Genomic DNA, 19,775 nt, shown 5'->3' with positions numbered 1-19,775 from the left:
TGCCCCGTACGCACTCAGGCCACCCGGACCACCGCGGTGTGCACGGCGCCGCGCGTGCCCGGGGAGACCCGGAGCGTGAGTGCGGCTCCCGTCGACACCACCTGCACCGCCGGGTCCAGGGAGACGACGGCGGAGACCGGCCGGTCCCATGTGAGGTCGACGGCGGCGCCGTCGCGCAGCGGGCCCGAGACGCACACCGTGGCCGTCCGCGGCTCCTCGCGGACCGTCACCGAGGCCGGTGTGCCGACGGTGAGGTCTCCCACGCTGCCCGGATTCCAGAAGTTGACCCCGGTGAAGCCGCGCGAGGGCACACGCACGCCCTGCCGGTCGCCGGTGTTGGCGAGGACGGTGAGCCAGTCGGGGTCCGCCGAGCGAGCTGCTGTCCGCGCCGCAGAGGCACCGGGCATGAGCAGGTAGGAGTACGTGTCCCAGGTGGGGTCCGGACCGTGGTCGAACCAGAGGGAGAGATAGCGGCGGGTGACGGGGTCGGAGGAAGCGCCCCGGTTGATGTCCGACCACGCGCCCGTGCGCGCCTGGCGCAGGGCCTTCAGCGAGACGGGGGCGCCGCCCGGGAAGACGTATCCCGCGTGTCCGGCCAGGTGCGCCCACCGTGCGCCGCCGAGAGAGGCGCTCCAGCCGAGCGTGCCGGGTTGCGTCCGGCCGTCGACGGTGAACGCGTGCACCCCGCCGGACCCCAGGTTGCGGTTCTCCACGACGGACTCGACACCCTGCCCGTCACGCGCGTGGATGCCCGCCCCCAGACAGACGACCGTGTCGTCGAGCAGGAACCAGGACTTCTTGGCGAGCAGGGTGGAGGACAGCCCTTTGAGGTACTGCCCGACGGAGGCGTACGTGCCGTCCGTCGACCCGCCGACCCAGCGGACGTCCGGCCTGGCCGCCCCCCAGGCGCCTCCCTCCGCATCCGCGAGCGGCTTGCGGGAGGCGGTGGTGCCGGGCAGGCGATGGTGGTCCACGGTCGCCCAGAAGTCGTCGCTGTACTGGCCGTTGGCGAAGTCGTCCCCCCACCAGTAGAGCATTCCCGAACCGCTGTGCCAGCCACGCAGGTTCTCGCCGTTGCCGTTCTCGTAGTACGAGATCCGGCGGGAGGCCATGGAGAGGCAGGCCGCCCATCCGTCGCCCCGGTGCACGGCGCGGTCCATGCCCGGGAAGAGCCGGTGGCCGACCGGTTCCGCAGTCGCCGCGGCGTCGCTCCCGGCGACTTCGGCAAGACGCGCGAGCGCGGCTACGGGCAGCCCGGGCCGCGTGAGCGCGGGACTGTAGTACTGGCGGGCGAGCCAGCCCTTGACCATGCCGTACCAGCGATCCCGCTCCGCGGTGGAGGCGCTCTGCGCGAGCAGCGCGATGCCCGCGAGGATCGACTGGCCCCGCAGTTGGTCGTCCTGGCGGACACCGCTGTCGGCCGCCTTCGCCCCACGGCTCACGGCCCGCCCCGAAACGGCGTCCATGGCCAGCCCGTTGAAGAGGAACGGCGCGTACGCCTTCTCCACCGAGTCGAACACGATCTGCCGGTTGCCGTCCCGCACCTCCCATGCCGACCCTTCGAGCAGTGCGAACAGCAGGGAGAGCCCGCCGAGCATCACCGACCCGTACGAGCCCGCGTACGGGATGTGGCTGTGCTGGATGAAACTGCCGTCGGCGTACAGCCCGTCCCCACTGGTGACGTACGGGAAGACGGGGGAGAGCGCGTCGCGTGCGAGTGCGAGCTTCGCGGCCGAGGCGCCGACGGCTCCCCGCAGGGCCAGCACCCGGCACAGGTCCACGCGGTTGGCACCGGTGGAGGTGCCGGTGTACTGGGCGACCGCGCTGTCGGGCACGAAGTGGTCGACGGCGGCACAGTGCTGTGCGACGCGGTCGGCACCGAGGTGCTCATGGAGCAGGACGTCGATGTCGAGCAGCGCCTGCGGAGCGCCGATCTGCCAGCTGTACCAGTTGCCGTACCGCGACTGCCCCGCGTGATAGGCCTGCGCGTGCAGATGGTCGAGACCGGCCAGGATGTCGTCGCGCAGGACGCCGTCACCGGTGAGCCCGGTGCCGGGCTGGGCGTGTGCCTCGGCCAGCGTGCGCAGCCTGACGTAACTGAGGTGGAGGTTTCCGGAGTAGGTGTACGACTCCGGGTCCGTGTCCGGGGCGGGGTCGGCGTAGGGCAGGTCGGGCCACAGGGACCCGTCCCGGCGGGCCATCGCGGCGCGCAGGGCACGGGCGGTGTCGCCGAGTGCGGCCAGCCGGGAGACGAAGGGCTCGGCGGCCGGATCGAAACCCGAACCCAGTATCAGGGCGCGCCACTTGGGCAGCAGGACGCCGATCGCGTCGTCTGTGCCGGCCGCGGCGGCCGTATGCGTGGCGGGCGCGGAAGCGGCGACCGCGGCACCGACGGCTGCGGCGCGCAGCAGACCGCGGCGGGAGAGGGGGGAAGCGGGGACGGCAGGAAGCATGGGCGAGGACACCTCGGGGGAAGGAGCTGTCGTGAAACCTGGAACCGCGCGTGGTGCAGCGATTTGTTTCATGCCGTCGATCGGCGCGTCAATGTGCTGTTCTGGTTTATTTCTTTTGATCGTTTGATCGAAAGAGCCCGCAAGCCACCACCCGGGGGTGTCCGGGCTCTGACCAGGGCCGTGGCGAAGGCCCCGAGTGCGGCGTCCACGGACGTGTCCACGAGCACGAGGGGCGGCATGGCGAGGGACACACGGCGGGCAGCAGAGTGGGCGGGTGCGGCGCAGCGTGAGGACGGCGGGGCCGCCGGGTGGCCGCCGGAGGACGGCCGGCAGTGGCTGGCGTACTCGCGCTGGGGCCCGGCCCGGTCGGTGGCGTCTTCTGCGTCCGGGACCACGGCACCGAGCGAGGCGACGTCCGGCTGCTGGGGGCCCTCTCGTACTTCGCGTCGCTGCTGTCGACCGCCCTGCTGGTCGTGACCGGGCGGGCGGGGGCGAGTCGGCCCGTCGACGCCGCCGGTGCGTTGATCGCCAGGGGCGCCGTGCTCGCGTCCGCGGACATGCTGAGCTCCGTGTGCCGCCGGGGGTGAGCCGGACCCGGCCGCCCTGAGGGCGCTCCGGACCCGGATGCCCGTTGTCGGCACCGTGGGCACGTACCTGAAGCTCCGGGCGCACCCGCTCGATATTCCCTCGTCCCGGTACTCCGTGGGAAGCGCGCCGGGACGGGTGGTCGGTGAGGAGGCGGGTGGGGGCCGGATCGGCGAGGTCGCCTCCGTCGGTGAGCACACCGCGACGGACCCACCAGAAATGCCGAACGCGGCGCGGAACGGACCGAGTTGCCGGACGCAGCAACAGGGAATCCGGGTTGCCCGAAGATCGTCATGATGGTTGGGTCAGGGAGTCGGACGCCACGGGGCCGGGTTCCGCCCGGTCCGGGCGCCAGGAAACTCAATCGGGGAGAAATACACGTGCGGATACGTACAGGGGTGGCCTCGGCCGCCCTGGCAGGCCTGCTGACCGTCGCCATGACCGTTCCGGCGCAGGCCGCCGAGCGCGACATCCCGCAGGATGCGAACAGCTACAGCCTGGGCCAGGAGGAAGCGCGTGCCGCCGCCGGAGTGGGCGCGTTCGTCACCGGCGGCGACTACGTTCACTTCTCCCACACCGTGCAGAAGACCATCAACGCACACGGCTGGTGGAAGAAGCTGAGCGGGCCGGCCACCAAGGCCAAGGTCACGGTGTGGCTCCAGGTCAAGTCCGGTACCGGATGGCGGACGCTGAACGTCAAGTCCAAGAACGTCTACTCCGGCGGCGGCAGCGCCAAGCGCTCCCAGGCCGAGTGGAAGTGCACGAACCTCATCCAGAAGCACTCCTTCCGCAGCATCGTCGATGTCGACCTCATCGGCTACCCGGACGACGCGAACAGGAAGATCACCGACACCAAGTCGCTGTACTGTGGCGTCTGATTCGGGACTGTGAACGAGTGAACACGAGCTGACAGCGGCGCCGGAGAGGAGAAATCTCCGGCGCCGCCCGCTTTCCAGGAGCGCCTGTGATCCCACCCACCGTGATCGTCGGCCTGCACGGACGTCTCGTACGGCATCCGTGGTTCGACCGGGTACTGGAAGGAATCTCGGACGAGACCGATCCTGATTCCTTCCTCGAGGAGGACGTCCTCGGCCTCGTGATCGACCGGGCCGGGGCCTACGGCTGGCAGACGCTGAGCCGATGGCTGCACGAGGACGGACGGACCACCGCCCGGCACGAGCCCACTGCCTGGGCGCACGAGGAGGTCGGCGGCGACTGGACCGAGGACGGAGCGGTGCGCCAACTGGCCTGGCTCCAGGCGGGCTTCCTCGACGCTGCGCAGACCCCGGGTTCCTCAGTGCGGCTGCCTGTCCGGCCGATGACGCTGGTACTGACCGAGGTGCTGGAGCGAGTGGGCGAGGTGTCGTTCACCGGGCTGCACGCACTGCTGCCGTTGCAGGCGGCGCAGTACGACACGGCCTTCTTCCAGAGCGAGTTGGCCCCGTGGTTCGGTCTGGCGGATCCGGATTCCGCGTACGACGTGGCAGTGACCGTGTTTCGGGTGCCCGGCGGGGACGGCGGCCGGGGAGCGACGGTTGAGCAGGAGGCGGCCGCGGTCTGCGCCGGACTCGGGGACCTGGCGCAGGGGGCGGTGACCTGCACGACGCCGGGGACGAAGGCGGCCTCCGCGACCGAGGGGCCCGGGGCCGGGCTTGCCCTGGACCTCGACGAGGTGCTGCACACGACGGGCATGCGCGAGGTGATGCGTCTGGACTGTCGTACGCGGGAGTGGACGCCCGACCTCGCCGTGTGGTTGCTGGAAGCCGTCGCCGAGGGGCTGCGTGCGGCGGGCGGGGCGGTGCCGACGGTGGTCTCCGTTTCCCTGGTGTCCCCGTCACCCTGAGGCCGCGGCCCGACGGACGGGTGCAGGTCCGCATCCGATACGTGCGACGTCATCGGTTACGGGCGGCGTTGTGTGCACGGGCCCGGAGCTCGTGGGCCCGGCGGGGCAGGCGTACCGCATAGGCCGAGGGGGCGGGCGCATCGCGCGGAACCAAGTGATCCGGATCCGCACCCCTGGTCGTTGTCAGCCCGTTCTGCCGGAGGAGAAGACGGTGATCTCGGAGAACGCGCGAGCCCCCTGTCCCGACGCGGGATGCTCCCCCTCGGAACCGGCGTGGTCCTGGCCACGGCCGTGTCCGCGAGCGCCCAGGGGTCCACCTCGCGTGGTGAGAAGGAAATCACGCGTCAGCTGCGGGACCTTGAGCAGCGGCACGCCGCGCGGCGGGGCGGCTGGGCGGCTACGCCCTCAACACCACCACCGGCCACGAGGTTGGGCCACCGCGCCGTATGGGGACCTGCTGGTCCAGGCGGGCCAGTAGGTCGCTGGGAGGTGTGTGCTGCTGGTCGGTGGGGAGGAACTGCGGGTTCACGGCGTCACGTACGACGACGTCGCGTGCCAGGGTGACCATGGTGTCCAGGCTCCGGTGGAACGGGCACTGTGACACGGGTACCTCGTGCAGTCGACGAATCGCATCCGCGACACTGTCCCAAGAGCGCCGCAGATCCTCGGCCGACACTTGACCAGCAGGAATGCCAGGGACAGCACTTGTCACCAGACAGGCTCCCGCATCAGTGTCGTACCAGTCGAGGGTGGCCGGTCCCGGTACTTCCTGAGCGCTCAGCCACTCGATCCGGTCGTGCTCTGCCGCCAGGTTCGCCGCATCTACAGCGGGCATGCACTTCGCATACCGACGGGCGTCCGCACTGCGAAAGACGTAGGCCCCTGACTCGCCGGTGGTGACAGGCAGCCAGTCGCCGCCGATGCCGAGCAGTGCCGGTGACACGCCCCGTGGGCCCGAGTGATCGTCCATAGCGGTCGCCCTGTCCGTCACGGCGTTCCCCGCGGGGGCCGAGCCTCCTGCCCGCGGCGAGCCTTGGGACGGCTGTGACGCGGCAAGGGCCGCGCGGGTTCTTCGAGTGTGACGGCGCTACCGCCACGGCTCCGCTGCTGATTTCCTGCTGGGTTCGTTGCCTCCGCGCTCTGGTGCCGGCGGTTCCTCAGGCTGCGGGCGGGAAATTCACGGCTCCCGCAACATGGCGGTGTTCGGCGTTGATGCGCTGGGCTTCTTCGAGCTGGTCTTCGAGGATGATGATGCGGCAGGCGGCGTCGATGGGGGTGCCCTGGTCGACGAGCTCACGGGCGCGGGCGGCGATGCGCAGCTGGTAGCGGGAGTAGCGGCGGTGGCCGCCCTCGGAGCGCAGCGGGGTGATGAGGCGGGCGTCGCCCAGGGCGCGGAGGAAGCTCTGGGTGGTGCCGATCATGTCGGCGGCCCGCCCCGTGGTGTAGGCGGGGTAATCGTCGTCATCGATTCTGTTGTGGGACGTCTCTGCTGTCACTGGCACCTCTCCATGCAGCTTGGCGGGGTCATGCTGGAGGGGCCCGGCACCATGTGGCACCGGGCCCCGAAGGAACTGCTACACCATCTGCCGGCCCTGGTACTGCGCCGGCCTTCTGTTTCCGTCCGTCCGACGTCTGTGCTGTCGGGGGTGCGGGGATCGCGGTTGCTTGACCTCAGACCACCTCACTTACGCGATGTCCTGCGGTACCCGGATTCTGCATTTCCGTCCGGGCGATCCTGATGGCGCTGGTGTTCCTCCGTTCATCCCTCTGGGATCACACAACTGAACTACTGGTACTGCGTACTGCTCGCGGCCTGGCAGAGCACCGCGTGGTGACCTGCAAAAGCGCCACGCCTTCCGGCAGCCAGCCCCGTCGCCCTTCATGCGTCTGCTCTGGCTTAGAACCCCACTGCCGGACCTCCCGGTGCGCGCGCCCGCAGCCAACGCCTTCACCGAGGTACTGCTGACCTACCTGCACTGCGAGGTACTGCGTACTGCATCTTCAGGTACTGCTGGTGGTGGCCCCTGATCACTGCGGGCCACCCGGTCCGATGGTCAGTTCCGTCGCCATCTGCCACTGACCGGCTTCGGAACTCCACCACCGCACCGCTTTGCAACTGCGGTACTGATGCCCGGCAGTTCGTTCCTGCCAGGCCCTGCTGTCTCTCTGGGCTACGAGAGAAACCATAACCACACTCACCACACAATGTCTACCGTGGCCAGTGGAGATTTTCGTTTTTCCGAGAGTGAGACAACCTGCGCTCTCCTCCGAGGCTGATGCGGTGTCAGGCAACCGCATCACGGGGCACCCCATGGCGGTGAAGACGCTGTTCGGGGGCACACTGTCCCCCACCAGTACGGAGAGCTCTCCCGCCCGTGCGCACCTCACGGAGAACGGCATGGACCCTGCCCTGCCCAGCGGAAGTCACCCGCCGACAGGCCATGTGCCGCCGGGGGCATACGGTGAGCGGGATACTCCTGGCGTACGAAAACGTGGCGTGGTTCCGTGACGACCTGACGGCCGCCCACGGGGTGGCCTCCCGGCCGGGTCGGGCTGAGTGAGCACCGCAGCGGTGAGGTCCGCGTGGCGCTTGCCGAAGCCACCTCGAACCTGAAGAAGCACGCCGTCGACGGGGCAGTCCTGCTACGCATTGTGCGGACCGCCGAGCATGCCGGTGTCGAGTTCCTCGCCGTGGCCCGCGGGTCGGGCGTCACGGACACCGCCGCCTCGCTGCGCGACGGCCGCTCCACCGCCGGAACCCTGGGCATCGGTCTGGGAATGATCGCCCGGCTCGCCGACACCTTCGACCTCCACTCCCTGCCGGGACAGGGGACGGTGCTGCCGGCCCGGTTCTGGCCCCGCACGGTCCCCGGCCGGGCCCGCACCGCCGGACGGAACGGCCACGCAGACGGCCGGCGGAATGACCCGGCCCGTCAGCGGAGAGCACGAGTGCGGAGACGGGTGGGCCGCCCGCTGGGACGGCATCGCACCCCGCACCCAGCCGACCGGGCTCCCGGCGAGTGGGGCCGGGCATGGCTGGTGATGCTGTGCGACGGCCTGGGCCACGGAGCCCTGGCACGCATCGCGGCCCAGGCCACCGTCCACGCCTTCTACACGGGCACGGGCCGCACCCCCGAAGACATCGTCCAGGAGATCCATCGGGAACTGGGCAGCACGCGGGGTGCAGCGGTTGCCGTGGCGCGCATCGAGCCCGCCGTCGGGGAGGTGTCGTTCTGCGGGGTCGGCAACAACAGCGCCGCAATCATCACGGGCACCTCCAAGACCGGCCTGGTGTCCATGCCCGGGACCGCGGGAGGCGAGATGTACCTCCTGCGCACCTTCACCCACCCGCTGCCGCCCGGCAGCGCACTGGTCCTGCACTCAGACGGCCTCTCCCCCCGGTGCCCCCCCCACACCCTTCCCGGAGTGCTTGACCACTCCCCCACCGTCATCGCCGCGCACCTGCTGCGCAGCGCCGGCAAACACCACGACGACGCGATAGTCACCGTCATCAAGGGGCTGTGGTGAGAACTGCTGGCGGCCGGACGGGGGCTGCTCCGGTGGGGCGGTGCTGTGACCAACGGTCCGGCCCGTGCATACAATCTGCCTCATGCCGAAGCATGACGAGCTGCTCGTGAACATCGCGGCCCTGGTGGAGTCCGGGCAGAGCAACCAGATGTCCCTGACCGTGGTTGCCGGAGGCGCCGTCATCACCGGCCGCCTGGCCCCCGAAGCGGTCTGGAGGGCCAGGGTCGCGGAGGTCCTCACCGACTCCGACCAGTTGGGCGCGTTCGCCGCCGTCTTCGAAACCCCCGTAAAGGAAGACGGGCCGCCGGCCCATCTGCACTTCCACGTCGCCCGCATCCTGCAGGGCACGACCGGTATTCCGGAAACCGGCGGAATGTACCGGGTCGCAATCGACGACATCAGTGCCTGGACCGTCGGCGACTTCAGCTACTCCGACCACTGAGCACCTGACTGCGCAACGCCGCCGCTGTCACGCGGGCCTGCCCTCAGTGCACCAGCGCTCCGGTATGCAGCGATCTGCTCACCCGCCGCAGTCCACACCTGCGGATACCGGTCAGGGGCAGGGGCGGCCGCGGTCACAGTAGTCATAGTGCTGCGATGTTCGGGGAACCTCCAGTGACCGCGCGCGTACGCCAGGACAGCGGATGCTGGGTGATCAGCATCGCGGGACACGCCCACTACGCCGACGAAGACGCCCTCAACTCCGCCCTGGAGACGACGACCGGCACGGTGCTGCCCACCGTCGTCATCGGCGTGTCCGGGCTGGTGTGCTCCGGCGCCTCCTTCCTGCAGTGGCTCCTCACCGCCCGCCGCACCCACCAACACCCACCTCATCCTGGCCGGCCCCCTCCATCCCACCCTCCGCAACCGGCTCAACACCACCGGTCTCACACCCCACTTCACCCTCGCCGACGACCTCCAAGCCGCCCTCAACCTGGCCGCGCACCCGTAGCCCGCCAACACGGCACGGGAAAGACGTGAAGACCGCCACAGGTGTGCGTGCCGCTGCTGGGGCACGTCGCACGCCCCGTGGCAATGACCATCGAGCGCCTGGATGCTCAGGGGCTGCATTGGCCACAGCTGGGGCCAAGTCTGTGATGCCGTGTCTTCCAGCTCGCCACGGCGCACCGTGGCTCGGGCAGCACGAGACCCTGGTTGTCCTGGAGAGGATGGAGACCGACCCGTTCGCTCTGCGCGGCCGATGGGACGAGGAGGAGCCTGTCCTGCTGGACGGGATCGGCGACACCCTGCTGGTGCGGGAGTGGGCACGGGAGAACGCCCGCTTCCTTTACGGAGGGCGGGGCCGGGCACAGCCAGGCGTACGGGGCGCTGCGCGCGTTGTCCGCGGTGTGCGCCGGTCGAGGCGCGGCGGCCGGACGCCGCGGAGGTCGGGGTGGTCGCGGTCCTCGCCGTCGTCGTGCCGGAGGAGCCGGTCACGATCGCCTGATGTGGGAACGCGTGGGCCTACCACCCGCCTGCGGGTGACGGGGAGCCGGTGCTGCTGACGCAAAATCACAACATGCGCCAGCAAGCCCTGGACACCGGGCTACGGAACGTGCCGGACGACTGACGGCACGTCGTTTCCGCTGCTGGGCGCGCACCATTCACTCGTACACCGTGGCGGCATGGAGCCTCCGCGCGAAGAAGGTCTGGTCATCTCCAGACGGGAGATCCTTGCCGAAGTTGCGGTACACCCTGCGAGCTCTTCTCGTCCTCGCCACCACCGAAGTTCACAGGTGACGGACGATCTCCCCACAACGATCAAGCTTCTTACCGGCACAAGCTCACCACTCACAGACCACACCAGCCCCACTGACCAGTAAAAATCACGATGGCACTAACTCAGTGTGACCGCTGGCGGCCAGTTGGTTCCCCACCCACTGGCCGCAAGCGGGGAGGTTTAATTGGCCATTATCACACCATGGCTCACACAAGGTACGCGGCCTGGAAAATCAGGATGAAATGGTCTTAGTACGGGCCGACTCCGGATGCCGGGATGGCTTGCTCGTGGGAATTTCAGTCCCTGGCGGCGACGGCGCAAGGGCCTGCCCCCTCCCCATTGAGGACGTCATGAGAGGCAGAATCCCCTTCACAGCGGTAACCGTTGCGGCTGCGTGCATTGTCGGTGTTCCCGTACACGCAGCCCCTGGGCCGTCGGCGGATCCCGTCGAGAGGCTCGCCTCGGCCGCCAGGGACTTCGACACGGTCGGCGATCCGGTGCATTTCTCCAGCACGCCCCCCGCGTCGGCTTCCGCCCATGGCTGGTGGGAGACGAAGAACCCTAAGCACAAGCAAAAGAAGGCACGAGTCACCGTTGAGCTTCAAGTTCGAACGGGAGGCGGGTGGCGCACCGTGGTCACCGGCCCCTCCAAGGTGGTCAAGCCAGGAGGTGACAGCGCCCGGCGGACCCATGTCCGCTACACCTGTGTCGGAACTACGCTGACGGCATGGCGCAGTCGGGTCGACGTCGATATCGAATGGGTCATCGACTCGGCGGAGAAGCTGGTGACCGCGCCCCAGAACCTTCGTTGCGGCGCACGCTGACACCACCCAGGGAAGGCAGAGCATGAGAGGGAGCCACAGCATCGCCGACGAGCGGGAGACCTGGCCCATGGCCGTCGCCGTTCACGGAACGCTGAGGCTGCATGAGTGGCTCGGCCAGGCATACGCCGACCACGACCTCGACGAGGACGTCTTCAGCCTCGCTGTGACGAGGGCCGCCGCCTACGGCTGGAGCCTGCCCGAATCCACCGCTCGGCCCCGGCTGGATGGAGCGCGCTGGGACCTGGTCGACACCGAGCAGGACTGGTCACAGGACGAGCGGCCGCGACAGATCGCCCGGCTGACGGTCCACCCGACCACCGGCCTGACCGGACAGCAGCTTCCGGTTCTGCCCATGACCCGGGTCCTTTGCGATGTACTGGCCCGGGTGGGGCACCTGGACTTCACCGGGCTGCGTACCCATGCGCCGCTCGGCCTCGCCCTCGCCGACGGATTCCAGTGGGCACGCGAGGCCCGCTGGTTCGCCCTGGCACCCCCAGGGGTTCGCGTAGACATCCGGCTCACGCTCACGCTCGACGGCCGGCCCATTACGGACGGCATGGCGTCCGAACTGCTCGATCGCATCGTGGAATACAGTTGGGACCTGCTCGACCTGACTCTCGACCCACTCCGGACGGAGCCTGTCTCGCTCACCGGAAGCTGCCCACAATGGGCACCGGACACTGCGGCCTGGATCATCGAGATCGCGCTCGCGTCCCTGCACACGATGGGCCTCACCGGGCACGCCGATCTCGCCATTGACCGAGCTGCCGCGGCACGGTGACGGCCTCGACGAGCGTCTCGACACCCACTTCGACCTCGGTGGATTCGACGCACTCGAAGTCGCCTTCGGTTACGTCGTCGGGCCCGGCGGATATCGCTGAAGCGGCACGGTGCCAAGGAGGACCTGGTGTTGACCACGGCGGCGCGGGCGGATCAGGACCTTGAGGTGATGGGTGCCACGAGCCGGATGTTCGTGGAGATGATGCGAACCGAGAGCGGGCGGGCGCTGGCCCTGGATGTGCTGCCGGCGACGTTTCCGTGGGTGCGCTATCTGCCGACACACGATGTGCGCGGGTGTCTCCGTGGAGCTGGTCAGACACTCAGCGCGACGAGCGCGATGGACAACACCGCATCCATCATGCCGTAGAACGTACGCGGTCCATTGCCAGGACCGCTCCCAGGAACGCCGGAACGTGCCCGTGACGGACGATCACGTGCTAGCGATCTCCCCCCTGGACCAACCCGAGCGCGCCGGTCGACCATCACACAAGGCCGATGAGCTGCGACGTCAGGATGGAAATTGCTCAGTAGGCTCAGATCCATGGATGCGTTCATACCGTTCCTGATGTTGATCGGTGGCCTTGCCACAGTCCTGGGTTTCTTTACCTGGCTGGCGTCACGTGTTCGCCGCCGAGGTCTCGCGGGCGGGGCCATGAGTGGGGCCCTGGCCTCCTACGAGGAGGCGTTCCGCATCACTGCTCACGAATCCCATGTTGAGATCCGGGCGCAAGCAGAACGCAAGACACCGATTCTGTCGCCCGACGATCACTGGGGACGAAACCCCCATGAAGCCGGTCAGGCAAGAACGGGAGGGCGTTATCCGATTCAGCCGCGTCCTCGCCGGTCACGACGGGGCCTCGGCCGCTGGGTCGATCGTTTGAGGTCTGGTCGCTGATCATGGACACCCTGTTGCCGGCTGTGGGAGGAGGCGTTGCTCTGGGCGTCTTCGCATACCTGGGGGAGCGTGTTCTGCTGGCCATGGAGGCTCGGGGCTGGATCTCCTCTCCGGCACAAGACCAAGGTCCTGTCACCCATCGGTGTCGACCTCATCCAGGAGGGCGATCCTGGGGGCCAGGCTGCAAGCGCGCCATGGAACAGGAACGCGTGCGCAAGAACATCAGGCTGGCAGACGGCCCGTTGTCCCAGGTGAACCTGGACGTCGGCACGGTGCGCATCCGCCAATCTGGCGGCGAGGGCCAAGAACCGACAACCTCCTCATGGTCGGACACGACCGCACTCGGATTCTGAGCACGAGAGTGCCGACTACGGTACTCAGTGGCCAACTGGGGCGCGTATTGAGTCGTGATCACGTGGCTCGGCTGAGGTCTTTGATCCAGATCATGGAGGCCCGGAGGTGGAGTCCGGCTTGGTAGCTCTCGGGGGTCTTGTCGTAGCGGGTCGCGATGCCGCGCCAGGCTTTCATCTTGTTGATCAGGCGCTCGACGGTGTTCCTCGCCTTGTAGAGCTCGGCGTCGTGGCTGACCGGCCGGCCGCCTCGTCGGCCCTTCCTCTTCCGGTTGGCGGTCTGGTCCTTCTTCTCCGCGATGACCGCCTTGATCTGCCGTTTGCGCAGGTAGGCGCGGTTGCTGCGGGAGGAGTAGGCCTTGTCCCCGGCGACCGCGTCCGGCCGGGTGCGGGGGCGTCCGGACGGGCCCCGGGCCCGGACTTTGCGCAGGACGGGGATGAACTGGGGGCTGTCGGCGGCCTGTCCGGCGGTCAGGATGATCGCCAGCGGGCGGCACTTCCGGTCGGCGGCGAGGTGAACCTTGCTGGTCTGCCCGCCCCGCGAGCGCCCGAGCAGGGCGGCCTTCAGCCGGACTCTGTGCCGGCGCCGGATACGCCTGCGCTCTTCTCGCGCGGGCTCGCTTCCGGCGCTCTGCCCGTCTTGTCCTTTGGAAGTGCCCCCTTTTGCCGGGCCTTCTCCGCCTCGGCCGCGGCCTGCTCCAGAGCGGCGAGGACCTCGTCATCCAGGTACATCCCGGCACCGTCGTGGTGGGCCCTGACTGTGGTGGAGTCCACGCTGACCAGCGACAGGTCCACCTCGCACCGCTTCGCGGCCTCGGCAATCAGGCCTTCCATCAGGGACTCGAAGACGCCCGCGTCCCGCCACTGGCGGAAACGGTTGTGGACGGTCGGCCAAGGCCCGAACTCGGCCGGCATCTCCCGCCACTGTCCACCTGTTCCGAACCGCCAGATCACGCCCTCGAACTGCTGCCGCAGCCGCTCGGGATACGGGCCGTACTCACCGATAGGCAGATACGGCGCGATGAACTCCCACTCCGCATCTGTCAGTTGCACCCGTGTCATACAAGACGGTCTACCGGATACACCCTCGACACGAGGGGGTATCCCGCAAGTTGATCACGCCTGAATACACGCCCTAAGCGGCCCCGGCGAAGTCCGCCGCGGATCCCGTGACTCCGGCACCGGTACCGAGGACGTGACGAGTCGGCTGCGTCCGGTCCTGGTACCGGAAATCCCCGCACCGTGCCGCTGACAGGGCTACGGCCACCGCGCCATGGGGGCGGTCAGGGACGCACGCCGCCTCATCCCCTGTTTCGGCCCTCGAAGGGCCGAACGGTCCGCCGGATTGCACCACATGGCCCCTGTGACGGGTCTTCGCACGAGTGCAGGGTCTGCGATGCGGTTCGTCTCGCACGCCCCCGGTCTCTCGTCCGGCGCATTTCCCGGCGGGGCAGTGTCGGATCGCGTGTCACATCCGGATCGAACCAAGGAGTGAACATGGAACGGGAGATACAACGCGCGCACCTCGTCAGCGCGATGATCGAAGGCTTACGAAGCAGGCGGACGGCGATGGTCTGTCTGGTGTTGGCGATCGTCACATCCGTGGTCGCGCTCCCCGGTCTCGCGCACGCGGGTACCGGCGGCCGCTTCACCTTTCTGCGGGACGACGGATCGTACTGGGGGGTGACCTTTCCCGGCGCCGGCTACGGCGAGATCCCGTTCGCCATGGACACGAACGGAGACGGCAAGCAGGAACTGGCCGTCTACTACAACGGGCGAGTGACCATACGGCGCGACGACGGATCGTTGTGGGGCGTGACGTTCGCCGGGGCCGGTCAGGGCGAGGTTCCCCTGTCCATCAACCTCCGAGGCCACGGAGATCGCAGACAACAGCCCGCCGTCTACTACCAGGGGCGGTTCACCTGGATGAACGATGACGGAACCCTCGCAGGCCGGACGTTCCCGGGAGCCGGCCGACTGGAATTGCCTCTGGCGGTCGACACCGACGGGGACGGCGTGCAGGAATTCGGTGTGTACAAAGCCGGCAGGTTCACGTTCATGCGCGCGGACGGCACGCTGTGGGGTGTCACCTTCGCCGGCGCGACGGCCAGCGACGTTCCGTTCGTCGTGGATACCAATGGCGACGGAAAGCAGGAACTGGCCGTTTACCGTGACGGCAGGATGACCATACGCCGCGACGACGGAACCTACTGGGGCTTCGACTACCAGGGCGCCGGACGGGACGAGGTTCCGCTCGCGGTCGACACCGACGGCAACGGTCGTCAGGAGTTCGCCGTCTACAGTCACGCCTCGCCGCAACTCCTGGCCAAGCAGATCCTGGCCAACCCGGCGATCAACAAGGGTGGCAGGGTCGTCACGGAAGACTTGGAGCAGACCGCCGATGGACGACCCGCGGTCGGCACCAGCCACCTGAGTTCGGTGATCTTGCGTTCCCTGGTCCATCTGAGTTACGGGCACAGCTTCTACATCTCCGCCCTCACTGGCAACGGCACAGGCCACAGCACAGGTAGCCGGCACTATGCCGGCGCTGCCTTCGATCTGGCCATCGTCGACCAACACACCCTCACCGGCCGGGACGCCTGGTCGCTCACCGCCATCGGGGTCGTCCGCGACGATCTCATATCCGGATCCCGCATCGGTCAGTTGAACTGCCCGGGAAATCAGCCGGCCCTGCCGAACTGGATCACCCAGATCTCCGACACCTGCAACCATCTGCACGTCGATGTCCCGGCGGGAACCCCCTGACAGTCGAGCCACTGAACTCTTTCAGAACACCGAAGGGGTGACAGATCCGCGGCGCCGGTCAGCAGAACCAAGCATGATCCTGCTGACCGGTTGACCGCCAGCGGCCGATGAGGTCCCACCCTCCCGTGGAAGCAACTGCAAGGTTCATCGGCGATGGCGCCTGCCCGCAGTCAGTCCAGACGTGCGGTCGCCCGCAGCGCGCCGACCTCGGCCAGAGGGGCTCCCGCGGCAACCGCGCCTACCTGCGCAAACGGCAGATCAAGGCGGTCATCGCGGAGAAGAAGGACCAGACCGCCAACCGGAAGAGGAAGGGCCGACGAGGCGGCCGGCCGGTCAGCCACGACGCCGAGCTCTACAAGGCGAGAAACACCGTCGAGCGCCTGATCAACAAGATGAAAGCCTGGCGCGGCATCGCGACCCGCTACGACAAGACCCCCGAGAGCTACCAAGCCGGACTCCACCTCCGGGCCTCCATGATCTGGATCAAAGACCTCAGCCGAGCCACGTGATCACGACTCAATACGCGCCCTAGCGTGCTCGGTCCCAGGTAATTGATGCCGGCCATGAAAGCTCATCGTTCAGAACTCGAAATCCAGGTAGTCGATGTTCTCCAGCTCGATTTCGTGGAGGTCTCGTGCCCGGCGTCCGCCGTCCTGAAAATACTCTTCCCGGATTCCGTCTGCGACGATTTCCTTCATCTGCTGGTCGCTGGCCCCTTGTTCGCGGGCGTCGAACAGGCGGCGCGCGTGGGCTGCGGAGAGCTTGATCGTCACCCGGCGCATGCGCGCTTCGTCGGTCGATCCCCCGGCGGCCTTGTAGCCGAAGGCGGGGCGGGTTTCCACCTTGAGTCCGCTGCTGGCCGGCTGCCTACTTACTGATCGTTTCAGAATACGATTCGGAGGCGGCGGAGGCATATGAGGCTGCAGGTCAGTTCGAGCAGGCCCTGGTGGAGGTCGGCGCGTCGCTCGTAACGGGTGCGGGCCGTGGCACACGCCTCTTACGGGCGGGGGAGCGGTGCCAGTTCGGCGTGGGTGACGGTGTAGCCGCCCTTGACGACGGGGGCGTACGGGGCCGGGGCCATACAGGTGCCGACTTCGGCGTCCTCACTGTTCGGCAGCAGGTTCACCCCGTTCCACGAGAAGCCCACCCGATCGGCCTTGCCGCCCTTTCCGCCGTCGTGCACGCTCAGTCCGACGCGCTTGCCGAGCAGGCCGGTCTCCTCGTGGCTGACCTTCGTGATGAGGGCCGTGACCGTCGCCGTGTTCGGGCCGGTGACCAGGCACTCCACTTGGCCCTCGGAGGTATAGGTGACGTTCTGGTCAGCCGAGTGGTGCGAGATGCGTACTGTCCCCCGCGCGTCGACGGGCAGCCCCGTGGGAATCTTGGGCCGCGGGATGCTGTACGGGGCGGCCACCGCGTCGAAGCTGAAGGAGCGTACATCGTTGTCGTTCAGGTACGGCAGTACGAAGTCCCCGCTGCCGACAATTCGCGCCGCGCCCGGCCGGCGGTGGTCCGTGCGCTGCTCGGCGGACGAGGCGATGGACGAGGTGCACAGGGTGAACCCGGCCACCAGGGCAGCGATGGCAGCGGTGGCGGTGCGCCGAGCAGGCAGCGACAGCGAAGTCATGACGATCTCCTTTTCTGCGAAGGGGAGTTGGCTGGCGGAACGCGACCCATTCTTCGCTTTGACAGCCGCCCGGTCGTCATCCCAAGGCCGCAAGATCGATGCCGCCTCATCGCCCGCGCGGCTGACCAGACGACAGCCGAGAGTCGCACAGGGTGGATCACCGCCGGCCGCAGCCGTTCGCATATCAGTTGTCGCGCTGGCGCCGCCCAGGCCCCGGCTCAAGTGGGGCACTACGAAGACACCGTCCGTAGGAAGGACGGGGTCCTGCTGCACGCCGACCGGACCCTGTGCTTTGCCGGGCGGCTGGTGAGCGGCGGGCCAGCGTTGGTCCGATACCGGCCTTCGGCGACCGCGTACGCGGCCGCGTCGAGCTCGTGTCGCAGCAGGTGGTCCTCGGCCTCCGCGGTGCCCCGCTCATCGCCCTTGCCACCGCCGCCGGGTTCATACCGAACTGCAACGGCCTCACACCCTGGCCTGCGGTTTTTGATGATGTGCGTTACATCCTCATGTGCGTTACGTGCCCCTCTTCGACGCTCGAATGACGCTCTGGGAGGCATCCTGACGCTCAAGCGACGGGCGGTGCCGCCCCTCCCGGGGGCCGGCGAGGTGGTTCGGGGTTCATCGGGGGCCGGGCGGGTCGTAGCGCAGGGGGGTGATCTGCTCGATGTCGTACCGGGTGCGGAGGGCGTCGATCGCGGCGTCGCGCTCGGCGGGTTGCGCGCCGGAGGTGAGGATGTCGAGCAGTTCCTCGAAGTAGCGCTCGTGAGCGGGCGGCGGGGAGGACTGGAACAGCATCTTCGCCGTCGCGCCGCTGGTGTTGGCGAAGGCGTGCGGACAGCCCTGCGGTACGTGGATGAGGGTGCCGGGGGTGGCTCTGGTTCTCCGTTGTCCCGCGTGCGACTCCCAGGAGCGCCAGTTGTCGGGGGTGCGCACCCGGGGTTCGAACGCGAGCACGTCCAGTTCGCCCTCCAGCACGTAGAAGAGTTCCTCGCTGTGGGCGTGGGCGTGTGCGCCGACATCGAAGCCGGGCGGCACCAGCACCTCGAAGGTCGAGGCGGCGGCGGAGTTTTCGCCGGTCACCTTGTACGTGACGTGCTGGGCCTTCGCGGCCAGGACGCGGCCCGCGCCGGGCGGTACCACGAGCCCCTGGCCGCTTCCCGTGCTCAGGCCGGGGCCGGTCATACGAGGGCCCCCTGTCCGTCCAGGTCCTCGCTGTCCGCCAGCCCGTCTCGGAGCCGGTTCGGGGTGCGGGCGGCGGCTTCGGCCGTGGTCCAGGTGCCGAGTGCGACCTCGGCGGTGATGCCGGGGCCGAAGCCCGCGATCATGCCGTGGGCGCCGACGCCGGGGCCGCCCTCGGCGAAGAGGCGGCGCAGGGCGTCCAGCACGACGGCACTGGCGATGTTGCCGTACTCGGTGAGTGTGGCGCGGCTGAAACGGAACGACGCCGGCGGGACCTTCAGATGGGTGCACAGGTCGTCGAGGATGCGCGGGCCGCCCGCGTGGATGATGTAGAAGTCCATGGCGGAGGCGGACTGGCCGTGTTGGCGGGCCAACGAGGCCAGTACCGGAGCGAGTTGCTCCATCGTGCCGGGCACCCGTTTGTCGAGCATGAAGTGGAAGCCGGTCTCGCGGACGTCGTAGGCGATCCAGTCCTCGGTGTCGGGCACCAGGTGGCTGCCGTTGTGGCGCAGCTCGACGCCGGTGCCGCCGTCGCCGCGCACCACGGCCGCGGCGACGGCGTCGCCGAACAGCCCGTTGGAGAGCAGATTGCCCACGCCGAGGTCGGTGGGCTGGTAGCAGAGGGAGGAGAACTCGCAGGCCACCACGAGGGCATTGCGGCCGGGGTAGGCGGTGCAGAAGTCGTGGGCGCGGTTGATGGCGGCGCCGCCTGCCGCGCAGCCGAGTTGGGCGATGGGGATCTGCCGGGTCTCGGGCCGGAAGCCCATGGTGTTGATCAGCCAGGCGGTCGGCGAGGGCATGGTGAAACCGGTGCAGGACACGAAGACGATGAGGTCGATGTCGCGTGCCGTGAGGCCCGCGTGGCCGAGTGCCTCTTCGACCACCGCGGGGATCCGGGCCCTGGCCTGCGTGACGTACATGTCGTTGCGGGCGCGGAAGCCGGGGTGCTGGAGGGTCTCCTCGATGGGGCGCACCAGATGGCGCTCGCGCACTCCGGTGTTGCCGATCAGACGCAGCGCGAGGGGCAGCTGCGGATGACCGTGGTGCAGTCTGCGCGCCAGGGCGAGGGTCTCCTCCTGGGTGATGACGAATTCCGGAACGGCGACGGCGGGACGGCACAACGTGGGCATGGGATCACCTCGGGCGATGGGGGCGTACGCACGGCTGTCGCCGCGCCCGGGGACGGGCAGGGCACCCCACCCTCGGAACATCTGCTGGCATTCAC

At 68.6% G+C, this 19,775-nt stretch carries 18 protein-coding genes and 4 pseudogenes; 13 read left to right on the top strand and 9 right to left on the bottom strand.

Annotation, left to right across the window (positions count from 1 at the left end):
* Nucleotides 1-14: 14 nt before the first annotated feature.
* The gene (locus tag ACZ56L_RS13015) at nt 15-2,453 is read right to left on the bottom strand and encodes a polysaccharide lyase 8 family protein (protein WP_471063752.1); all 2,439 of its coding nucleotides are present in this window, start codon (nt 2,451-2,453) and stop codon (nt 15-17) included.
* A gap of 332 nt (nt 2,454-2,785) precedes the next feature.
* On the opposite strand from ACZ56L_RS13015, the gene ACZ56L_RS13010 reads away from it, so the two are divergent.
* The 3 genes from ACZ56L_RS13010 to ACZ56L_RS13000 all read left to right on the top strand — a co-directional run bounded on the left by ACZ56L_RS13010 (nt 2,786) and on the right by ACZ56L_RS13000 (nt 4,881).
* Entirely contained in the window at nt 2,786-3,040 is a 255-nt protein-coding gene (locus ACZ56L_RS13010; RefSeq protein WP_471063750.1) for a hypothetical protein, read from the top strand.
* A gap of 378 nt (nt 3,041-3,418) precedes the next feature.
* A complete protein-coding gene (locus tag ACZ56L_RS13005) occupies nt 3,419-3,916 on the top strand; it encodes a hypothetical protein (RefSeq protein WP_345227106.1) in 498 nt (165 codons plus the stop codon).
* Between the two features lie 86 nt (nt 3,917-4,002).
* Nucleotides 4,003-4,881: a hypothetical protein gene (locus ACZ56L_RS13000; RefSeq protein ID WP_471063748.1), complete on the top strand. Its 879-nt coding sequence runs from the start codon at nt 4,003-4,005 to the stop codon at nt 4,879-4,881.
* A gap of 439 nt (nt 4,882-5,320) precedes the next feature.
* Here ACZ56L_RS13000 and ACZ56L_RS12995 read toward each other — a convergent pair.
* Nucleotides 5,321-5,851: pseudogene (locus ACZ56L_RS12995) on the bottom strand (phosphotransferase); the annotation flags it as partial.
* Nucleotides 5,852-6,038: 187 nt separating this feature from the next.
* A complete protein-coding gene (locus tag ACZ56L_RS12990) occupies nt 6,039-6,377 on the bottom strand; it encodes a helix-turn-helix domain-containing protein (RefSeq protein ID WP_471063746.1) in 339 nt (112 codons plus the stop codon).
* A gap of 1,087 nt (nt 6,378-7,464) precedes the next feature.
* On the opposite strand from ACZ56L_RS12990, the gene ACZ56L_RS12985 reads away from it, so the two are divergent.
* The 8 genes from ACZ56L_RS12985 to ACZ56L_RS12950 all read left to right on the top strand — a co-directional run bounded on the left by ACZ56L_RS12985 (nt 7,465) and on the right by ACZ56L_RS12950 (nt 12,981).
* Complete coding sequence (locus tag ACZ56L_RS12985; RefSeq protein ID WP_471063744.1) at nt 7,465-8,409, top strand: SpoIIE family protein phosphatase; 945 nt, start codon at nt 7,465-7,467, stop codon at nt 8,407-8,409.
* A gap of 82 nt (nt 8,410-8,491) precedes the next feature.
* On the top strand, nt 8,492-8,851 hold the full coding sequence (locus ACZ56L_RS12980; RefSeq protein ID WP_345227116.1) for a hypothetical protein: 360 nt from the start codon (nt 8,492-8,494) through the stop codon (nt 8,849-8,851).
* Nucleotides 8,852-10,479: 1,628 nt separating this feature from the next.
* Nucleotides 10,480-10,953, top strand: a complete 474-nt coding sequence (locus tag ACZ56L_RS12975) for a hypothetical protein (protein ID WP_471063742.1) — start codon at nt 10,480-10,482, stop codon at nt 10,951-10,953.
* A 67-nt stretch (nt 10,954-11,020) separates the two neighbouring features.
* On the top strand, nt 11,021-11,734 hold the full coding sequence (locus ACZ56L_RS12970; protein ID WP_471063740.1) for a hypothetical protein: 714 nt from the start codon (nt 11,021-11,023) through the stop codon (nt 11,732-11,734).
* Nucleotides 11,709-11,834: a hypothetical protein gene (locus tag ACZ56L_RS12965; RefSeq protein ID WP_345227122.1), complete on the top strand. Its 126-nt coding sequence runs from the start codon at nt 11,709-11,711 to the stop codon at nt 11,832-11,834. Before ACZ56L_RS12970 ends, ACZ56L_RS12965 begins: the two co-directional genes overlap by 26 nt.
* 26 nt (nt 11,835-11,860) lie before the next feature.
* The gene (locus ACZ56L_RS12960) at nt 11,861-12,100 is read left to right on the top strand and encodes a hypothetical protein (RefSeq protein WP_471063738.1); all 240 of its coding nucleotides are present in this window, start codon (nt 11,861-11,863) and stop codon (nt 12,098-12,100) included.
* 174 nt (nt 12,101-12,274) lie between these two features.
* A complete protein-coding gene (locus tag ACZ56L_RS12955) occupies nt 12,275-12,628 on the top strand; it encodes a hypothetical protein (protein WP_471063736.1) in 354 nt (117 codons plus the stop codon).
* A gap of 209 nt (nt 12,629-12,837) precedes the next feature.
* Nucleotides 12,838-12,981 carry a hypothetical protein gene (locus tag ACZ56L_RS12950; RefSeq protein ID WP_471063734.1) on the top strand — a complete coding sequence of 48 codons (144 nt, stop codon included), beginning with the start codon at nt 12,838-12,840 and terminating at the stop codon, nt 12,979-12,981.
* 58 nt (nt 12,982-13,039) lie between these two features.
* Here the strand turns inward: ACZ56L_RS12950 and ACZ56L_RS12945 are convergent.
* A pseudogene (locus tag ACZ56L_RS12945) lies at nt 13,040-14,040 on the bottom strand (IS5 family transposase).
* A gap of 435 nt (nt 14,041-14,475) precedes the next feature.
* Between ACZ56L_RS12945 and ACZ56L_RS12940 the strand changes: the two are divergent.
* Nucleotides 14,476-15,744: a hypothetical protein gene (locus ACZ56L_RS12940; protein WP_471063732.1), complete on the top strand. Its 1,269-nt coding sequence runs from the start codon at nt 14,476-14,478 to the stop codon at nt 15,742-15,744.
* 151 nt (nt 15,745-15,895) lie between these two features.
* A pseudogene (locus ACZ56L_RS12935) lies at nt 15,896-16,253 on the top strand (transposase); the annotation flags it as partial.
* Between the two features lie 69 nt (nt 16,254-16,322).
* Here ACZ56L_RS12935 and tpg read toward each other — a convergent pair.
* From tpg to ACZ56L_RS12910, 5 genes and pseudogenes are all read right to left on the bottom strand, one after another.
* Nucleotides 16,323-16,658: a telomere-protecting terminal protein Tpg gene (gene tpg / locus ACZ56L_RS12930; RefSeq protein WP_471063730.1), complete on the bottom strand. Its 336-nt coding sequence runs from the start codon at nt 16,656-16,658 to the stop codon at nt 16,323-16,325.
* Nucleotides 16,628-16,723, bottom strand: a pseudogene (locus ACZ56L_RS12925) (IS5/IS1182 family transposase); the annotation flags it as partial. The gene tpg and the pseudogene ACZ56L_RS12925, both read right to left, overlap by 31 nt.
* Before the next feature lie 18 nt (nt 16,724-16,741).
* Nucleotides 16,742-17,371 (bottom strand): hypothetical protein, encoded by a 630-nt coding sequence (locus ACZ56L_RS12920; protein WP_471063728.1) that lies wholly within the window; start codon nt 17,369-17,371, stop codon nt 16,742-16,744.
* Between the two features lie 618 nt (nt 17,372-17,989).
* A complete protein-coding gene (locus ACZ56L_RS12915) occupies nt 17,990-18,553 on the bottom strand; it encodes a cupin domain-containing protein (protein ID WP_471063726.1) in 564 nt (187 codons plus the stop codon).
* Nucleotides 18,550-19,680 carry a type III polyketide synthase gene (locus ACZ56L_RS12910; RefSeq protein WP_345227131.1) on the bottom strand — a complete coding sequence of 377 codons (1,131 nt, stop codon included), beginning with the start codon at nt 19,678-19,680 and terminating at the stop codon, nt 18,550-18,552. The genes ACZ56L_RS12915 and ACZ56L_RS12910 overlap by 4 nt, the downstream gene beginning before the upstream one ends.
* Nucleotides 19,681-19,775: the final 95 nt, after the last annotated feature.

Source organism: Streptomyces sp. NPDC039736, from assembly GCF_055596485.1.
The sequence above is the reverse complement of the archived record's forward strand: the minus strand, read 5'-3'. Positions and strand labels throughout refer to the sequence as shown.

What these genes read in the sequence shown, in the direction of transcription:
- ACZ56L_RS13015 (WP_471063752.1), bottom strand. Translation starts at nt 2,453, where the DNA reads ATGCTTCCTGCCGTCCCCGCTTCCCCCCTCTCCCGCCGCGGTCTGCTG.
- ACZ56L_RS12980 (WP_345227116.1), top strand. Translation starts at nt 8,492, where the DNA reads ATGCCGAAGCATGACGAGCTGCTCGTGAACATCGCGGCCCTGGTGGAG.
- ACZ56L_RS12975 (WP_471063742.1), top strand. Translation starts at nt 10,480, where the DNA reads ATGAGAGGCAGAATCCCCTTCACAGCGGTAACCGTTGCGGCTGCGTGC.
- ACZ56L_RS12970 (WP_471063740.1), top strand. Translation starts at nt 11,021, where the DNA reads ATGGCCGTCGCCGTTCACGGAACGCTGAGGCTGCATGAGTGGCTCGGC.
- ACZ56L_RS12955 (WP_471063736.1), top strand. Translation starts at nt 12,275, where the DNA reads ATGGATGCGTTCATACCGTTCCTGATGTTGATCGGTGGCCTTGCCACA.
- ACZ56L_RS12940 (WP_471063732.1), top strand. Translation starts at nt 14,476, where the DNA reads ATGGAACGGGAGATACAACGCGCGCACCTCGTCAGCGCGATGATCGAA.
- tpg (WP_471063730.1), bottom strand. Translation starts at nt 16,658, where the DNA reads ATGCCTCCGCCGCCTCCGAATCGTATTCTGAAACGATCAGTAAGTAGG.
- ACZ56L_RS12920 (WP_471063728.1), bottom strand. Translation starts at nt 17,371, where the DNA reads ATGACTTCGCTGTCGCTGCCTGCTCGGCGCACCGCCACCGCTGCCATC.
- ACZ56L_RS12915 (WP_471063726.1), bottom strand. Translation starts at nt 18,553, where the DNA reads ATGACCGGCCCCGGCCTGAGCACGGGAAGCGGCCAGGGGCTCGTGGTA.
- ACZ56L_RS12910 (WP_345227131.1), bottom strand. Translation starts at nt 19,680, where the DNA reads ATGCCCACGTTGTGCCGTCCCGCCGTCGCCGTTCCGGAATTCGTCATC.